Genomic DNA, 14,111 nt, shown 5'->3' with positions numbered 1-14,111 from the left:
TATACTAAATTTGTCAGGTTGCAACAGGACAAAATTATAAAAAACAAGGAGGTATTCATCATGAATACAAAAACATTGGAAAAATTTGAAGCACTGAACTCTGAAATGCTGGCACGTGTTGAAGGAGGAGGTTGTAATTGGGGTGATTTTGCAAAATCGGGTATTGCTGGTGGTGCAGGTAATGGATTGAGATTAGGAATCAAGACCAGAACATGGCAAGGAGTAGTTGCAGGAGCTGTTGGGGGAGCTATTATTGGTGGAGTTGGTTATGGAGCTACTTGTTGGTGGTAAGTGAAATAGGGGAATAAATGTTTGATATAAAAAGTTTCGCACTAGGTTTTATCACTATGATGATATTAACTTGGTTAGATAAACCAATTATTTACTTTCTGGATAAATGTAAGAAAATCTCAAAAAAATAAGATGATGATAAAATTTTTACTAATTAGTTTATTATATTTACTGGTTCTCTTGATAATATATTTTGTAACTTCACATAAGAAATTTATTATCATTCTTTCATTTCTATCAGTATCCTATTTGTGGTATATTTTCGTTCATATTTTAAATATTTAAGAAAATTTATCATTTGATATTGAAAATTATCGACAGGAAGACAGCTCGTTTGTTTTCCTGTTTCTTACTTTTTACCATTCAGGCTATCAGAGCTACCTTTTAGGATTTTTGAAAATGAAACCGAGATGGTTGTATTATACTGTAAATAGAACATAGAGGAGTTTAAAATGATGAAAAAACAATTGCTAAAATCACTTTTATTTAGTTCGGTGCTATTGCTTGCTTTTAGAAACGACATGGTTTTTGCTGATGGAGTTCATAAGGAGGAGCAACGCCCAGATACAACTGAAATAGTGTCTGAAGCTTCGACAGCAGCTGTTGTTAAAAATGACGCAAATCAAGATTCAATTGTAACAGATACGAAACCCGTAAGCATGCCAGAGTCAAAGGAAGATACAGTTGTAGAAAAGGAAAACTTGACAAACAATAAATCTGCTTCTACTTCAGATAAAACCTCTGCAGCAAATGGCGTTCCAAATTCTCAAGAATCAAAAGAGGTTGATGTTGCTACTTATCGTGAGAATATAGCTGAACTTCCTAAGGCTACGATAAAAGATGTTTATTCAGCTTTTACTTCGGATAATAAAGAACATACGATTTATGTAGGACGAGAAACTTGTTATTTTTGTCGACAATTTTCTCCTGAACTAAAAAAGTTTAATCAATTAACAGGTAGAAAATTAGAATACTATAATACAGATGGTGAAGATTTTGATGAACATGCCAAAGAATTTTTATTTAAAACAGTTGGTATTCCTGGGACCCCAACGATACTCTATCTTAAAAATGGTACATTAACTTCTGGTTGGGTCGGTGGAGGTATCACTGCTCAAGAACTCTATGATTATCTGTATTTTCATAAAGCTCCGACGGGCAAAAAGCAAGAAGATAACCCTCAACATCAAGAGAATAAAAATGACAAAAAAGTTAAACAAAGCCAAGTACCAGCTTCTATTGACTTAAAAAACAATGAGGAATCTTTACCAAAAGACGTTAGTGAAATTTCAAAATCAAATTCAGCAGACCATACTCATAAAACTTCAGTATTGCCGACAAATAGTGAAATGGAATTTAATGGGATAAAAGAGCAAAAGAATCTGCAATTACCCAAAACTGGCATCAAAAAGAGTAAAGGATTATTCCGATTTGGGTTGGCAATGGCTCTTCTTACATTATCATTTTATCTAGGGATGAGAAAAGGATTGAATGATAGAAAACGCTATTGAATCATCGTTAGTAAGAATTAAAAACGGATGATGATTCTGTGCATTCCATCTTGTCAAATGTCCATTCTTCCTATATAATGAGGTATATAAGTTAGGAGGAGTACGTGAGTAGAAAGACAATGATTCTTTGTTTGATTGGTTGCTTTATGATGTGTGGTGTATTAGTATCAAGTGCTGTATACTTTGGCCAAGCTAGAAAGGCACATCCTACGAAAGTAGCTGCAAATTATCCTACCAGTCAAGAAAAGCCAAAAAATTCGTCAAAAGAGTCTAAATTAGTCACTCGTGTTTCGTCAAAGAGTATGGAAGAAAAGCAGAAAGTCATGGAATCTGATTTGCCTGTAATGGAAGCCTATGGTTTGTATTATGATTATGCTAATCTAAATTTGGTTCAAGTTGTAAAGGCTTATCTAGATGAGATGGGAATAGAGCATTCGCAGGTTGCATTTTCTTATAAGGACTTAACGAGTGGACAAATCTACGCTATGAATGAAACGCAACCGATGACAGCGGGCTCGACTTACAAATTGCCATTAAATATGTTGGTCGTTGATGAGGTAGAAAAAGGAAATTTATCAATGACCGAGCGGTTTGATATTACCTATACTCGCTATGAGTATATCGGTGAACATAATAACTATGTAGCAGCATTTAATGGAACCATGAACATCCCTGAAATGCAGGAGTATTCCCTTCTTTATTCTGAAAATACGCCAGCTTATGCCTTAGCTGAGCGCTTAGGTGGCTTGGATAAAGCCTATACAATGTATCAGCGCTATGGAAAAGGCAAAGGAGAAGTGAATACCATCAACCAACAGAATCAAACAACGACGGACTATTATATTCAAGTGTTGGATTATCTTTGGAAACATCAGGAAAAGTATAAAGATCTTTTGTATTATATCGGTGAATCTTTTTCAAATGAATACTATAAACGATATGTAAGAGACATTCCAATCTATCAAAAGCCAGGTTATGTTGCAGAAGCTTTAAATGTAGATGCAATTGTATGTGAAGAAAAGCCTTATTTGATTGCTCTTTATACAGCGGGGCTGGGTGGGACAACTCCTGAGAGTGATGAAATTAGCGGTGTTGGTATTACACAAGTTGGTCAATTAGCTTATGTTATCAATGAATGGCATCGTGTGAATATGAATTAAAGCGAATGGACGCAAATTCCAAAAATTGTGCTGCAAAAGATAAGGTTCTATTAAAAATGTAAAGGCTCTCTTTTAGAGGAGGGCCTTTTATGTTATAATAAAAACAGAATGTAAAGAGGACTACAAGAATATCATGATTAACAAAGAGCATTATCGTTACATTAGAGAACATCCTGCTTTTAAAAATTTACCAGTTGAATTTTTTGATAAAATAGCTGTTGAGATTCAATTTCGCAAAGTGCCAAAAGGGCAAATTATTTTCTTTTCTGGAGACAAACGAGAGCGACTTTTTTTGATTTATAAGGGCTATGTTCGGATTGAACAGTATGACCAGACAGATTCGTTTAATTACATTGACTATGTGAAAGAAAATACCATGTTTCCTTATGGTGGCATGTTTGAGGATAAAGATTATCATTATTCTGGGATTTCTGTGACAGATTTGGAATATTTTTCTATTCCTGTTGACTTGTATGAATATTATTCCAAACAAATAATAGAGCAGATGTTATTTATCACACATAAGTTGTCAAATATTTTACGTTTTCATGAATTACGTTTGCGAAATTCTGTTTTGGCTAGTGCGACGGAGCGGGTTATTCAAGCGATTTCAATTTTATGTATTGATTTTTGCCAATATAGAGATGACATCCCTTTTGCACTTAGTATGAAAGAGTTGGCTAAACTAGGTGCGACTACTCGTGAAACGGTGAATCAAGTTTTGAAAAAATTAACAGAAGAAAACATTATTCAATATAATCGAAAGAAACTCGTCTTTTTGAATAAAGAATACTTTTTAAAGTATTTTGAAGATATGTAGAAAAGAAGGACAGAATTGCAGTCAAAAAAGCAATTTTTGGTCCTTTTTTAATTTAGAAACCTAAACATTTAAAATATACTCAAAAACTTCATTTGTTTCTAAAAAATAATTATTCATAAAACCAATAAAATGCATAAAATATTTATAGAAAGCGTTTTATTTTGAAATAATATTAGAATTTCTTTTAAAAAAAGCAAAGGATTTGGCATTTTAAATGTATAATTGATTGTGAAAGCGCAAACAAAAGATATTACAATAAAACATGTAAATAGGGCTTAAAGAAACTTAAGTCACAAAGAAAAAGAGGAGGACATAAGATGTCTACACATCCTATTCATGTTTTCTCAGAAATAGGAAAACTGAAAAAAGTTATGCTGCATCGTCCAGGTAAAGAGTTGGAAAACTTGATGCCGGATCATTTGGAACGTCTGCTTTTTGACGATATTCCATTTTTGGAAGACGCTCAAAAAGAACATGATGCTTTTGCAGACGCTCTTCGTAAAGAAGGTATTGAAGTTCTTTACCTTGAAAAGTTGGCTGCTGAATCATTGACTTCTCCAGAAATTCGTAATGAATTTATTGAAGAATATCTGAATGAAGCAAATATCCGCGGAGCACAAACAAAAGTTGCTATCCGTGATATTCTTCATGGTATAGAAGATAACCTTGAATTGGTTGAAAAGACAATGGCTGGTTTCCAAAAAGCTGAACTGCCAGAAATTCCAGTAGACGCCAAAGGTTTGACGGATTTGGTAGAATCTGACTATCCATTTGCCATTGATCCAATGCCAAACCTTTACTTTACTCGTGACCCATTTGCAACAATTGGAAATGCTGTCTCACTGAATCACATGTATTCAGATACACGTAATCGTGAAACACTTTATGGTAAATACATTTTTAAACACCATCCAGTATATGGTGGCAATGTTGAATTGGTTTATAACCGTGAAGAAACAACTCGTATCGAAGGTGGAGATGAACTAGTTCTTTCTAAAGATGTTCTTGCAGTAGGTATTTCACAACGTACAGACGCAGCATCTATTGAAAAACTCTTGGTCAATATCTTTAAGAAGAATGTTGGCTTTAAGAAAGTGATTGCATTTGAATTTGCTAATAATCGTAAATTCATGCACTTAGATACAGTCTTCACAATGGTTGATTATGATAAATTCACTATTCACCCAGAAATTGAAGGCGATCTTCGTGTGTACTCTGTTACTTATGAAAATGAAAAACTTCATATTGCAGAAGAAAAAGGTGATTTAGCAGAATTGCTTGCTAAGAATCTTGGTATTGACAAAGTTCATTTGATTCGTTGCGGTGGCGGAAATACAGTAGCAGCAGCACGTGAACAATGGAACGACGGTTCAAACACCCTTACAATCGCTCCAGGTGTGGTAGTGGTATATGACCGTAACGTTGTCACAAATAAGATTCTTGAAGAATACGGACTTCGTTTGATTAAGATTCGCGGAAGTGAATTGGTTCGCGGTCGTGGTGGACCTCGTTGTATGTCAATGCCATTTGAACGTGAAGAACTTTAAGATTAGAAAGAGGAAATAATAGAATGACAAACTCAGTGTTCCAAGGACGAAGCTTCTTGGCAGAAAAAGATTTTACACGTGCAGAATTAGAATATCTTATTGGTTTAGCAGCTCACTTGAAAGATTTGAAGAAACGCAATATTGAACATCATTATCTAGCAGGTAAAAATATTGCTCTCTTGTTTGAAAAAACGTCAACTCGTACTCGTGCAGCTTTCACAACGGCAGCAATTGATCTTGGTGCTCATCCAGAATACTTAGGAGCTAACGACATTCAGCTTGGCAAGAAAGAATCTACTGAAGATACAGCTAAAGTATTGGGACGTATGTTTGACGGGATTGAATTCCGTGGATTTAGCCAACGTATGGTAGAAGAACTAGCAGAATTTTCAGGCGTTCCTGTATGGAATGGTTTGACAGACGAATGGCATCCAACTCAAATGTTAGCTGACTATTTGACAGTTCAAGAAAACTTTGGTCGTTTGGAAGGCTTGACTCTTGTCTACTGTGGTGACGGACGCAATAACGTTGCAAACAGTCTCCTTGTAACAGGTGCTATCCTCGGTGTAAATGTTCATATCTTTTCTCCAAAAGAACTCTTCCCAGCTGAAGATATTGTGAAATTGGCAGAAGGATATGCGAAAGAAAGTGGCGCACATGTCTTAATTACTGACAATGCAGATGAAGCTGTTAAAGGTGCGGATGTCCTTTACACAGACGTTTGGGTATCTATGGGTGAAGAAGACAAATTTGCAGAACGTGTCGCACTTTTGAAACCTTATCAAGTAAATATGGATTTGATTAAGAAAGCTGACAATGAAGATTTGATCTTCTTGCACTGCTTACCAGCTTTCCATGATACAAATACTGTTTATGGTAAAGATGTTGCTGAAAAATTCGGCGTTGAAGAAATGGAAGTAACTGACGAAGTATTCCGCAGCAAATACGCTCGCCAATTTGACCAAGCTGAAAACCGTATGCATACTATTAAAGCAGTTATGGCAGCGACTCTTGGAAACCTTTATATTCCAAAAGTATAATTTAAAACTAAAACCGTTTACCAACAGCTATGAGGGCTGCGACTAATAGCTTTAGTCCAGTCCTCATTTTTGATAGTGCTCGTTTCAATTTTAGTATGATTTAAATAGGGAAAAAAGGCGATAAGACAAACAACTATGATTGCCGATGCAATCACCCTTAAAGAAATGTAGTTTGAGACATTATTATTCTAACCTCGTTCTAAAGTTTGTTATAGCTCATTAAAATGAATTGAAGCACTATAAGAAGAAAACTCTAAGGAGGCTAATTATTTATGGCAAATCGTAAAATCGTTGTGGCTTTGGGAGGGAATGCCATCCTTTCATCTGATCCATCAGCAAAAGCACAACAAGAAGCATTAGCAGAAACAGCAAGTCATCTTGTAAAATTGATTAAAAATGGTGATGACTTGATTATCACTCACGGAAATGGACCGCAAGTTGGAAATCTTTTGTTGCAACATTTAGCAGCAGATTCTGAAAAAAATCCAGCATTTCCGTTAGATTCGCTTGTTGCAATGACAGAAGGAAGCATTGGCTATTGGTTGCAAAATGCTCTACAAAATGCACTTCATGAAGAAGGAATTGAAAAAGAAGTTGCTTCTGTTGTGACACAAGTAGTGGTTGATAAAAATGACCCTGCTTTCATAAATTTAAGCAAACCAATCGGACCATTCTACACAGAAGAAGAAGCAAAAGCAGAAGCTGAAAAGAGCGGAGCTACTTTCAAAGAGGATGCTGGACGTGGCTGGAGAAAAGTAGTTGCGTCACCAAAACCAGTTGGAATCAAAGAAATTGAAACCATTCGTACACTCATCAATGCAGGACACGTCGTTGTGGCTGCTGGTGGTGGCGGTATTCCCGTCATCAAGGAAGACAATGGTCATCTTGCAGGCGTAGAAGCAGTAATTGACAAAGACTTTGCTTCACAATGTCTGGCGGAATTGGTCGAAGCAGATCTCTTCATCGTTTTGACCGGTGTAGATTATGTCTATGTCAACTACAATAAACCAGATCAAGCCAAGTTAGAGCGTGTCAATGTAGCTCAGTTGGAAGAATACATCAAGCAAAATCAATTTGCCCCAGGAAGTATGTTACCTAAAGTGCAAGCAGCTATTGCCTTTGTAAATGATCGACCAGAAGGTGAAGCGGTCATTACTTCTCTTGAAAACTTAGGCGCTTTAATTGAGTCTGAAAGCGGAACGATTATTGAAAAAGGATAACAGAGTGTTATTATTGCTTCGTTTAAAATTGTAATAAAACTTTTTAAAACAACGTTAGTGTTTCCTATTTTTAGATTTGCTTTCTTTTGATCTATTTTACTGTTGTGAAATGATAATTTTTTTGGAAATTACTAGTTTTTTCCAGATGAATATGTTAAAATATAGTCAAAGGAAGCGCTTTCTGAAAATGGGATTCGGTTAAATTTTTACAATTTGTTACATTTAGGAGGAAAACAAATGAGTGAAAAAGCAAAAAAAGGGTTTAAGATGCCATCATCTTATACCGTTTTGATGATTATCATTGCAATTATGGCTGTGTTGACCTGGATTATCCCAGCAGGTCAATACGATGCTGATAAAGCTGGTAATCTGATTACAGGAACTTACAAGACCGTTGCTCAAAATCCACAAGGGATTTGGGATGTCTTGATGGCTCCTATTCGTGCTATGCTTGGAAAAGAACCAACTTCAGCAGCGATTGATGTCGCCTTCTTTATCTTGATGGTTGGTGGTTTCCTTGGAGTAGTGAATGAAACAGGTGCCCTTGATGTAGGGATTGCTTCTATCGTCAAGAAGTACAAGGGTCGCGAAAAGATGTTGATTTTAGTCTTGATGCCTTTGTTTGCCCTTGGTGGATCAACTTATGGTATGGGTGAAGAAACCATGGCTTTCTATCCACTTCTTGTGCCAGTTATGATGGCAGTAGGATTTGATAGTTTGACTGCGGTGGCTATTATCCTTCTTGGTTCTCAAATTGGATGTTTGGCTTCTACTCTGAATCCATTTGCTACAGGTATAGCTTCTGCGACAGCAGGTGTAGGTACTGGTGACGGTATCGTTCTTCGGTTAATCTTCTTTGTTGTGATGACAGCTTTGGGTACTTATTTCGTATATCGTTATGCAGATAAGATTCAAAAAGATCCTACAAAATCTTTGGTTTACAGTCATCGTGAAGAAGATTTGAAGCACTTTAATGTAGATGCAGTTGCTAATGTAGAATCCACTCTTAGCAAGAAACAAAAACAAGTGTTGGTACTCTTTGTCTTGACCTTTGTTCTCATGATTATGAGTTTCATTCCATGGACAGACTTGAAGGTAACTATTTTTGAAAGTTTCAATAAATGGTTGGTTGGACTTCCGTTCATTGGTAAGATTGTTGGTAGTTCAACATCTGCTTTGGGTACCTGGTACTTCCCAGAAGGGGCAATGCTCTTTATGGTAATGGGTATCATCATTGGTTTTGTTTACCGCATGAAAGAAAGCCGCTTTATCACTGTCTTTATCAATGGTGCGGCTGATCTTCTAAGTGTTGCGCTTATCGTAGCTGTTGCGCGTGGTATTCAAGTTATCATGAACGATGGTATGATTACTGCTACAATCCTTCACTGGGGTGAAGTAGGACTCAAAGGTCTATCATCTCAAGTATTCATTGTATTGACTTACCTATTCTATCTGCCAATGTCATTCCTTATCCCATCAACCTCTGGTCTTGCCAGTGCAACAATGGGTATCATGGCACCACTTGGAAAATTTGTCAATGTGCAAGCAAGCTTGATTATCACTGCTTACCAATCAGCTTCCGGTCTTTTGAACCTTCTTACTCCAACATCTGGTATCGTAATGGGAGCTCTTGCTCTTGGACGGATCGAATTGAGTACTTGGTGGAAATTCGTTGCAAAATTGGCTGCTGGAATCTTTGTAGTAAGTATCCTACTTCTTATTTTAGGAACGTTCTTATAATAGGAAAATAACGAGGTGTTCTTTATGAAACAATTTTTAACCGAAGAAATTAAATCTGATTATTTAGAATCGCTGAAAACAATCGTTTCCTACCCGTCAGTTCTTAATGAAGGGGAAAATGGAACACCTTTCGGACAATCTATTCAAAACGTCTTAGAAAAAATGCTAGAGATCACTAGGAGTTTAGGTTTTAAAACTTACATTGATCCTAAAGGCTATTATGGATATGCAGAAATCGGTCAGGGAGAAGAACTCCTGGCCGTTCTCTGCCATTTAGACGTTGTTCCAGCGGGAGATTTGTCCGATTGGGAAACTCCTCCATTTGAAGCAACTATAAAAGATGGTTGGATACATGGACGCGGTGTTCAAGATGATAAAGGTCCATCCCTAGCTGCACTTTATGCTGTTAAAGCACTGATGGATGCAGGTGTGACATTTAACAAGCGGATTCGTTTCATCTACGGTACAGACGAAGAAACTCTGTGGCGCTGTATGGCTCGTTACAATGAGCTGGAGGAAACAGCGACGCTTGGTTTTGCACCGGATTCTTCTTTCCCGCTGACTTATGCTGAAAAAGGTTTACTGCAGGTTAAGTTACATGGTTCAGGCTCGCAAGAACTTGCTATTGAAGCAGGAGAAGCTTTTAATGTTGTACCTGCAAAAGCAAGCTATACGGGAAATTTAGCAGATTCATTAGAAGCTGAATTGAAAAAACAGTCTTTTGAATACGAACGAACTGCAGATACAGTAACAGTCATTGGTGTCCCTAAGCATTCAAAAGATGCAGCCGAGGGAGTGAATGCTATTGTACGTTTGGCAATGGGGCTAAATCCACTTGTTCAACACTCTACTATTCAATTTATGGCTGAAGCAGTTGGTGAAGATGCTACAGGCAGCAGCTTGTTTGGTGAAATTTCAGATGAACCTTCAGGAACGTTGTCGTTCAATGTTTCTGGGCTAACTATAAATCAAGACGAGTCCGAGATTCGGATTGATTTGCGGATTCCAGTTCTTGCTGACAAAGATAAATTAGTACGAGAACTAAGTCAAATTGCTGAAAAATATCAATTACGTTATGAAGAATTTGACTATCTTGCACCGTTATATGTGCCACTTGATAGTGAATTGGTCAGCACCTTAATGGCTGTCTATAAAGAAAAAACCAATGATGATAGCCCTGCTGTGTCTTCTGGCGGTGCTACATTTGCTCGTACTATGCCAAATTGTGTAGCTTTTGGTGCACTTTTTCCTGGTGCTTTGCAAACAGAACATCAAGCGAATGAACGAACTGTGATTGACGATCTGTATAAAGCAATGGATATTTATGCTGAAACGATTTATCGGTTGGCTGGAGAGGTTATTTAATTGCAAGTAATAAAAAGCTAGTATTAGTTAGAGGTAAACCGCCTCGAAAATTGGACAAATAATTATTGTAAGGATTTAGGACTCAATGTCAACTGTAGTGGGTGACTTATAGCTGAGCACGAGAGGAGACAAAACTTGTCTTCTCTTTTTGCATGTTTAAAGCGATAAAAATACGAGTTTTAAGGTTTTCAAAGTTCCTGAACCCCAAGACATCAAACATCAAGGGCTTGTCTTTAGAAACTTTTTAAACTTTAAGAAACCTGTTTTCATCAGGCTAAATATCAAAAAAGAAAAGACCAATATGGTCCTTTCTCGATGTTGACTTTTCCTTACCCCCTACAGTTGACAAAGAGCTATTTTCCATTTTTATCTGAATTTAAAAAGCTCCATAGTCCCTGCGATGGATTTATCCACGACAGAAATTATAGAGTCTAATGAGAAGCCTATATTTTTACAGATATTTTTATGAAATTTGCAATTTCTTCGGGGGTTTCTTTGAAACCGTTTTTTATCCAAGTAAAAACAATACTGATAATACTCATAGTATATAAATCTAGAGCAAAACTTGGTGGAATCCCATAGGCCTCTCCAAGCTTTTGATTATTTATTTTTTTAGAATGCAAAACGATTTCTTTTGCATATTCTTTTACAATTAAGATAATATTTGGAAAATAGAGTATAAAAGCTAGAATGATATCCTTGTTATTATAAAGATAGGATAACATTTTTACTAAAATTTCAGTTTCAAAGTAAAGATCTGTGTATAATATTTTAGTGATTTCATCAAGTATTATTAAAATAGACTCAGTAATGAATTCTTCTTTTGAATTGTAGTAGTTATAGAATGTTCTTCTACTCAAATTGGCTTTTGTACAAATTTCATTTACACTTATTTGTGATAAGTCTTTTGAATACATTAATATTGAAAAAGCTTTTAAGAATTCTACATCAATTTTAGTTTTATCTTTCATTTTATTATCTCTACAATCAGCATTAGATTCTTTAGCTATTATACTATACCTTTGTATAAGTTTATAATAATTAGTTTGTGAATAGTTTACAAAAAGTGCTTATTTGTATAGAAATAATATTTTATTAACAGTAAAATAAGTATAGCATTGGGTTTATTCCCATATGATTATTATATAATTAAGAAAGGAAGTGTTATTTTGTTTAAGGTTAACAAGAAAACATACGATATTTCACAGACTAGACAACGTTTTTCTATTCGAAAATTTAAATTCGGGGCAGCGAGTATTGCTATCGCGACATTAATGTTTTTGGGATCGAATGCAGCAGTATCTGCAACTGAAATTATACCAAAAACTGCGACACAAGGTTCGGTGTTGAATTCAGAGGAAATTACAACGGTTAATAATAAAGAAGATAAAAAACAGGAAGAAATTTCCTCAGTATCTTCTGATTTAACTACTAACCAAGCTAACTCCACTACTGAAACTACTAAAAAAGTAGAAAAGGCATCAGAAACAGAGTCTAGCAACAATGTAGCAGACGATTTGATGAGCGAGTCTGCTCCTAAAACAACAGAAATTTCGGATTTAATAAAAGGTGCTCAATTTGTGACTGGTTCACAAACAAGAGACGCTGATTGGAAACCAGATGATAAATTAGAAGATAATAGTGTTGCTAAAACAATGGCTGAAACTGGTAAAGGTCAAATTTCTCGAATTAAATGGAGAAACGGTGTTACCGAAGTAACATATGCAGAGTTTAAAAATAATGATTTTTCAACTGGTTGGTCACAAAAACCCGGAGGGAATGATAACTATGCTGATGAAATTCTCCGTGTCAGAGCAGAATATGATAGAGAGCAAGATACTATCCACTGGCAAATTGTTGTAAAAGGCAATGCCTCAGGTAAATTTATGGGGGTAGCTAAGGATTTTTCTAGACCTTACTATCTTTTTACCACTTCACGTGGTCTTCACAAGCCAGAAAATATGGTGGTGCAGTCTGTGAGCTACACAGGAACACTACAAACTATGACTAGTTATCCTAGTGATGTAGACCGATGGGGGACTTCTAGTAGAAAATTGTTTACCCCAAGTAAGGTTAACGTTAACGGGAAAGAAGCGGAGATTTTAGGTTCTTCTAAGTTTATGGACGATTGGACGAACGGTGATCGCTTAGGTAATACAGGTTCTAATAAAGAAAAAGGGCAAAAATATAATATTGAGAAACACGTATACTACTCTAAATATGGTTTTGAAGATTGGCTCGCTTCATCTAGTCAATCAGGTACTCGGATTTACAACTTTGATACAAAAATCAATAGACAAGAGTTAAATGAGTTAGGTCAGCTTCCTAATGTTGATAGTCAATTTGGTGATTGGATGGGTTGGGGGAGCCGTTTTCGCGAGAATACTGACCTAGTCAATAAAGTTTGGGTAACGGTTGGGATGACTTCTCGTGAAACTGGCGGAGGCATTGCTCATCCAGCTGGTCGCGGTATTTATAACTTTAGTAAAATTGCAACTGTAGATGTTTCTACATTAGCTAAAGATGCCGATGAATATTCGCCGCAGTATGATAATGGTTCAGGCTATCCAAATGATACAGTAAATCTTAAAATCAAAGAAAAAAATAATAAGCAAATTCCAGCAGGAACAACTTATAAGACCGAACCTAATTCGCCTATTACAGTTGATCAAAACACTGGGGAAGTAACTGTTAAGATCCCAGCTGATGCAAAACCAGGTAGTGCTATTACAGGTAATGTAACAGTGACTTACCCAGATGGTACTGTTGATACAGTTCCAGTTAATGTAACAGTTAAGAAATATCCAGATAATATTAAGTATTCACCAGAGGCTAAGCATAGGACTGTTGAACAACACGCGGAATTAGATGCAAAAGATAGCATTGCAAATACAGATGAATTGCCATCAAATTCAACGTATAAATGGAAAGATGGTCATAAACCAGACACCTCAACATCAGGTGAAAAAGACGGAATTGTTGAAGTTCACTATCCAGATGGTACTGTTGATGATGTGAATGTTAAAGTAACCGTTACATCGAAAAAAACTGATAATACAGCTCCAAAATTAACCGTCACTCCAGAGCAACAGACTGTTAAAGTGGATGAAGATATTACCTTTACGGTTACAGTTGAAGACGAAAATGAAGTTACTCTAGGTTTAGATGATCTTAAAGCTAAGTATGGAAAAGATATCATTGCAGGTCGTGTTAAAATTGAGTATCTTACTAACGAAGCTAATAAGAAAGTCATGAAAGTGACAATTATGAAAGCCACTTTAGCAGATAAGGGCGCAATTACCTTTACTGCAAAAGATAAAGCAGGTAATCAAGCAGAACCTAAGACAGTTACCATCAATGTTCTTCCGCTTAAGGATAAGTATGAACCAAAAGGTAAGGACCAAACGGTTAAAGTAG

11 protein-coding genes are annotated in these 14,111 nt (G+C 36.1%); 10 read left to right on the top strand and 1 reads right to left on the bottom strand.

Features of this window, described 5'->3' with window-relative positions; translation table 11 throughout:
- The first annotated feature begins 60 nt into the window (after window positions 1–60).
- From HMPREF2963_RS05270 to HMPREF2963_RS05230, 9 genes are all read left to right on the top strand, one after another.
- Entirely contained in the window at window positions 61–291 is a 231-nt protein-coding gene (locus tag HMPREF2963_RS05270) for a Blp family class II bacteriocin (RefSeq protein ID WP_006270136.1), read from the top strand.
- Window positions 292–743: 452 nt separating this feature from the next.
- Entirely contained in the window at window positions 744–1,802 is a 1,059-nt protein-coding gene (locus HMPREF2963_RS05265) for a DUF6568 family protein (RefSeq protein WP_070669100.1), read from the top strand.
- A 104-nt stretch (window positions 1,803–1,906) separates the two neighbouring features.
- Window positions 1,907–2,962 carry a serine hydrolase gene (locus HMPREF2963_RS05260; RefSeq protein ID WP_083312528.1) on the top strand — a complete coding sequence of 352 codons (1,056 nt, stop codon included), beginning with the start codon at window positions 1,907–1,909 and terminating at the stop codon, window positions 2,960–2,962.
- A 133-nt stretch (window positions 2,963–3,095) separates the two neighbouring features.
- The gene (locus tag HMPREF2963_RS05255) at window positions 3,096–3,782 is read left to right on the top strand and encodes a Crp/Fnr family transcriptional regulator (RefSeq protein WP_003069910.1); all 687 of its coding nucleotides are present in this window, start codon (window positions 3,096–3,098) and stop codon (window positions 3,780–3,782) included.
- Between the two features lie 317 nt (window positions 3,783–4,099).
- Window positions 4,100–5,329 (top strand): arginine deiminase, encoded by a 1,230-nt coding sequence (gene arcA, locus HMPREF2963_RS05250; RefSeq protein ID WP_003069908.1) that lies wholly within the window; start codon window positions 4,100–4,102, stop codon window positions 5,327–5,329.
- 23 nt (window positions 5,330–5,352) lie between these two features.
- Entirely contained in the window at window positions 5,353–6,369 is a 1,017-nt protein-coding gene (argF, locus tag HMPREF2963_RS05245; RefSeq protein ID WP_003028184.1) for an ornithine carbamoyltransferase, read from the top strand.
- A gap of 272 nt (window positions 6,370–6,641) precedes the next feature.
- Window positions 6,642–7,589, top strand: a complete 948-nt coding sequence (gene arcC / locus HMPREF2963_RS05240) for a carbamate kinase (protein WP_003028182.1) — start codon at window positions 6,642–6,644, stop codon at window positions 7,587–7,589.
- Between the two features lie 237 nt (window positions 7,590–7,826).
- Window positions 7,827–9,329 (top strand): YfcC family protein, encoded by a 1,503-nt coding sequence (locus tag HMPREF2963_RS05235; protein WP_003069901.1) that lies wholly within the window; start codon window positions 7,827–7,829, stop codon window positions 9,327–9,329.
- A gap of 24 nt (window positions 9,330–9,353) precedes the next feature.
- The gene (locus HMPREF2963_RS05230) at window positions 9,354–10,694 is read left to right on the top strand and encodes a dipeptidase (RefSeq protein WP_070669098.1); all 1,341 of its coding nucleotides are present in this window, start codon (window positions 9,354–9,356) and stop codon (window positions 10,692–10,694) included.
- A gap of 443 nt (window positions 10,695–11,137) precedes the next feature.
- On the opposite strand, the gene HMPREF2963_RS05225 is transcribed toward HMPREF2963_RS05230, so the two are convergent.
- The gene (locus HMPREF2963_RS05225; protein ID WP_070669096.1) at window positions 11,138–11,665 is read right to left on the bottom strand and encodes a TetR/AcrR family transcriptional regulator; all 528 of its coding nucleotides are present in this window, start codon (window positions 11,663–11,665) and stop codon (window positions 11,138–11,140) included.
- A gap of 198 nt (window positions 11,666–11,863) precedes the next feature.
- Here HMPREF2963_RS05225 and HMPREF2963_RS09050 point away from each other — a divergent pair.
- Window positions 11,864–14,111 (top strand): Rib/alpha-like domain-containing protein (locus HMPREF2963_RS09050; protein WP_261786501.1); only part of this gene is annotated, 2,248 nt, incomplete at its 3' end.

The sequence above is a fragment of the Streptococcus sp. HMSC067A03 genome (assembly GCF_001814295.1).
In the GTDB taxonomy this organism is placed as follows: domain Bacteria; phylum Bacillota; class Bacilli; order Lactobacillales; family Streptococcaceae; genus Streptococcus; species Streptococcus constellatus.
The sequence above is the reverse complement of the archived record's forward strand: the minus strand, read 5'-3'. Positions and strand labels throughout refer to the sequence as shown.

Coding starts and splice junctions, on each gene's coding strand:
- HMPREF2963_RS05270 (WP_006270136.1), top strand. CDS start 61: ATGAATACAAAAACATTGGAAAAATTTGAAGCACTGAACTCTGAAATG.
- HMPREF2963_RS05265 (WP_070669100.1), top strand. CDS start 744: ATGATGAAAAAACAATTGCTAAAATCACTTTTATTTAGTTCGGTGCTA.
- HMPREF2963_RS05255 (WP_003069910.1), top strand. CDS start 3,096: ATGATTAACAAAGAGCATTATCGTTACATTAGAGAACATCCTGCTTTT.
- arcA (WP_003069908.1), top strand. CDS start 4,100: ATGTCTACACATCCTATTCATGTTTTCTCAGAAATAGGAAAACTGAAA.
- argF (WP_003028184.1), top strand. CDS start 5,353: ATGACAAACTCAGTGTTCCAAGGACGAAGCTTCTTGGCAGAAAAAGAT.
- arcC (WP_003028182.1), top strand. CDS start 6,642: ATGGCAAATCGTAAAATCGTTGTGGCTTTGGGAGGGAATGCCATCCTT.
- HMPREF2963_RS05235 (WP_003069901.1), top strand. CDS start 7,827: ATGAGTGAAAAAGCAAAAAAAGGGTTTAAGATGCCATCATCTTATACC.
- HMPREF2963_RS05230 (WP_070669098.1), top strand. CDS start 9,354: ATGAAACAATTTTTAACCGAAGAAATTAAATCTGATTATTTAGAATCG.
- HMPREF2963_RS05225 (WP_070669096.1), bottom strand. CDS start 11,665: ATGAAAGATAAAACTAAAATTGATGTAGAATTCTTAAAAGCTTTTTCA.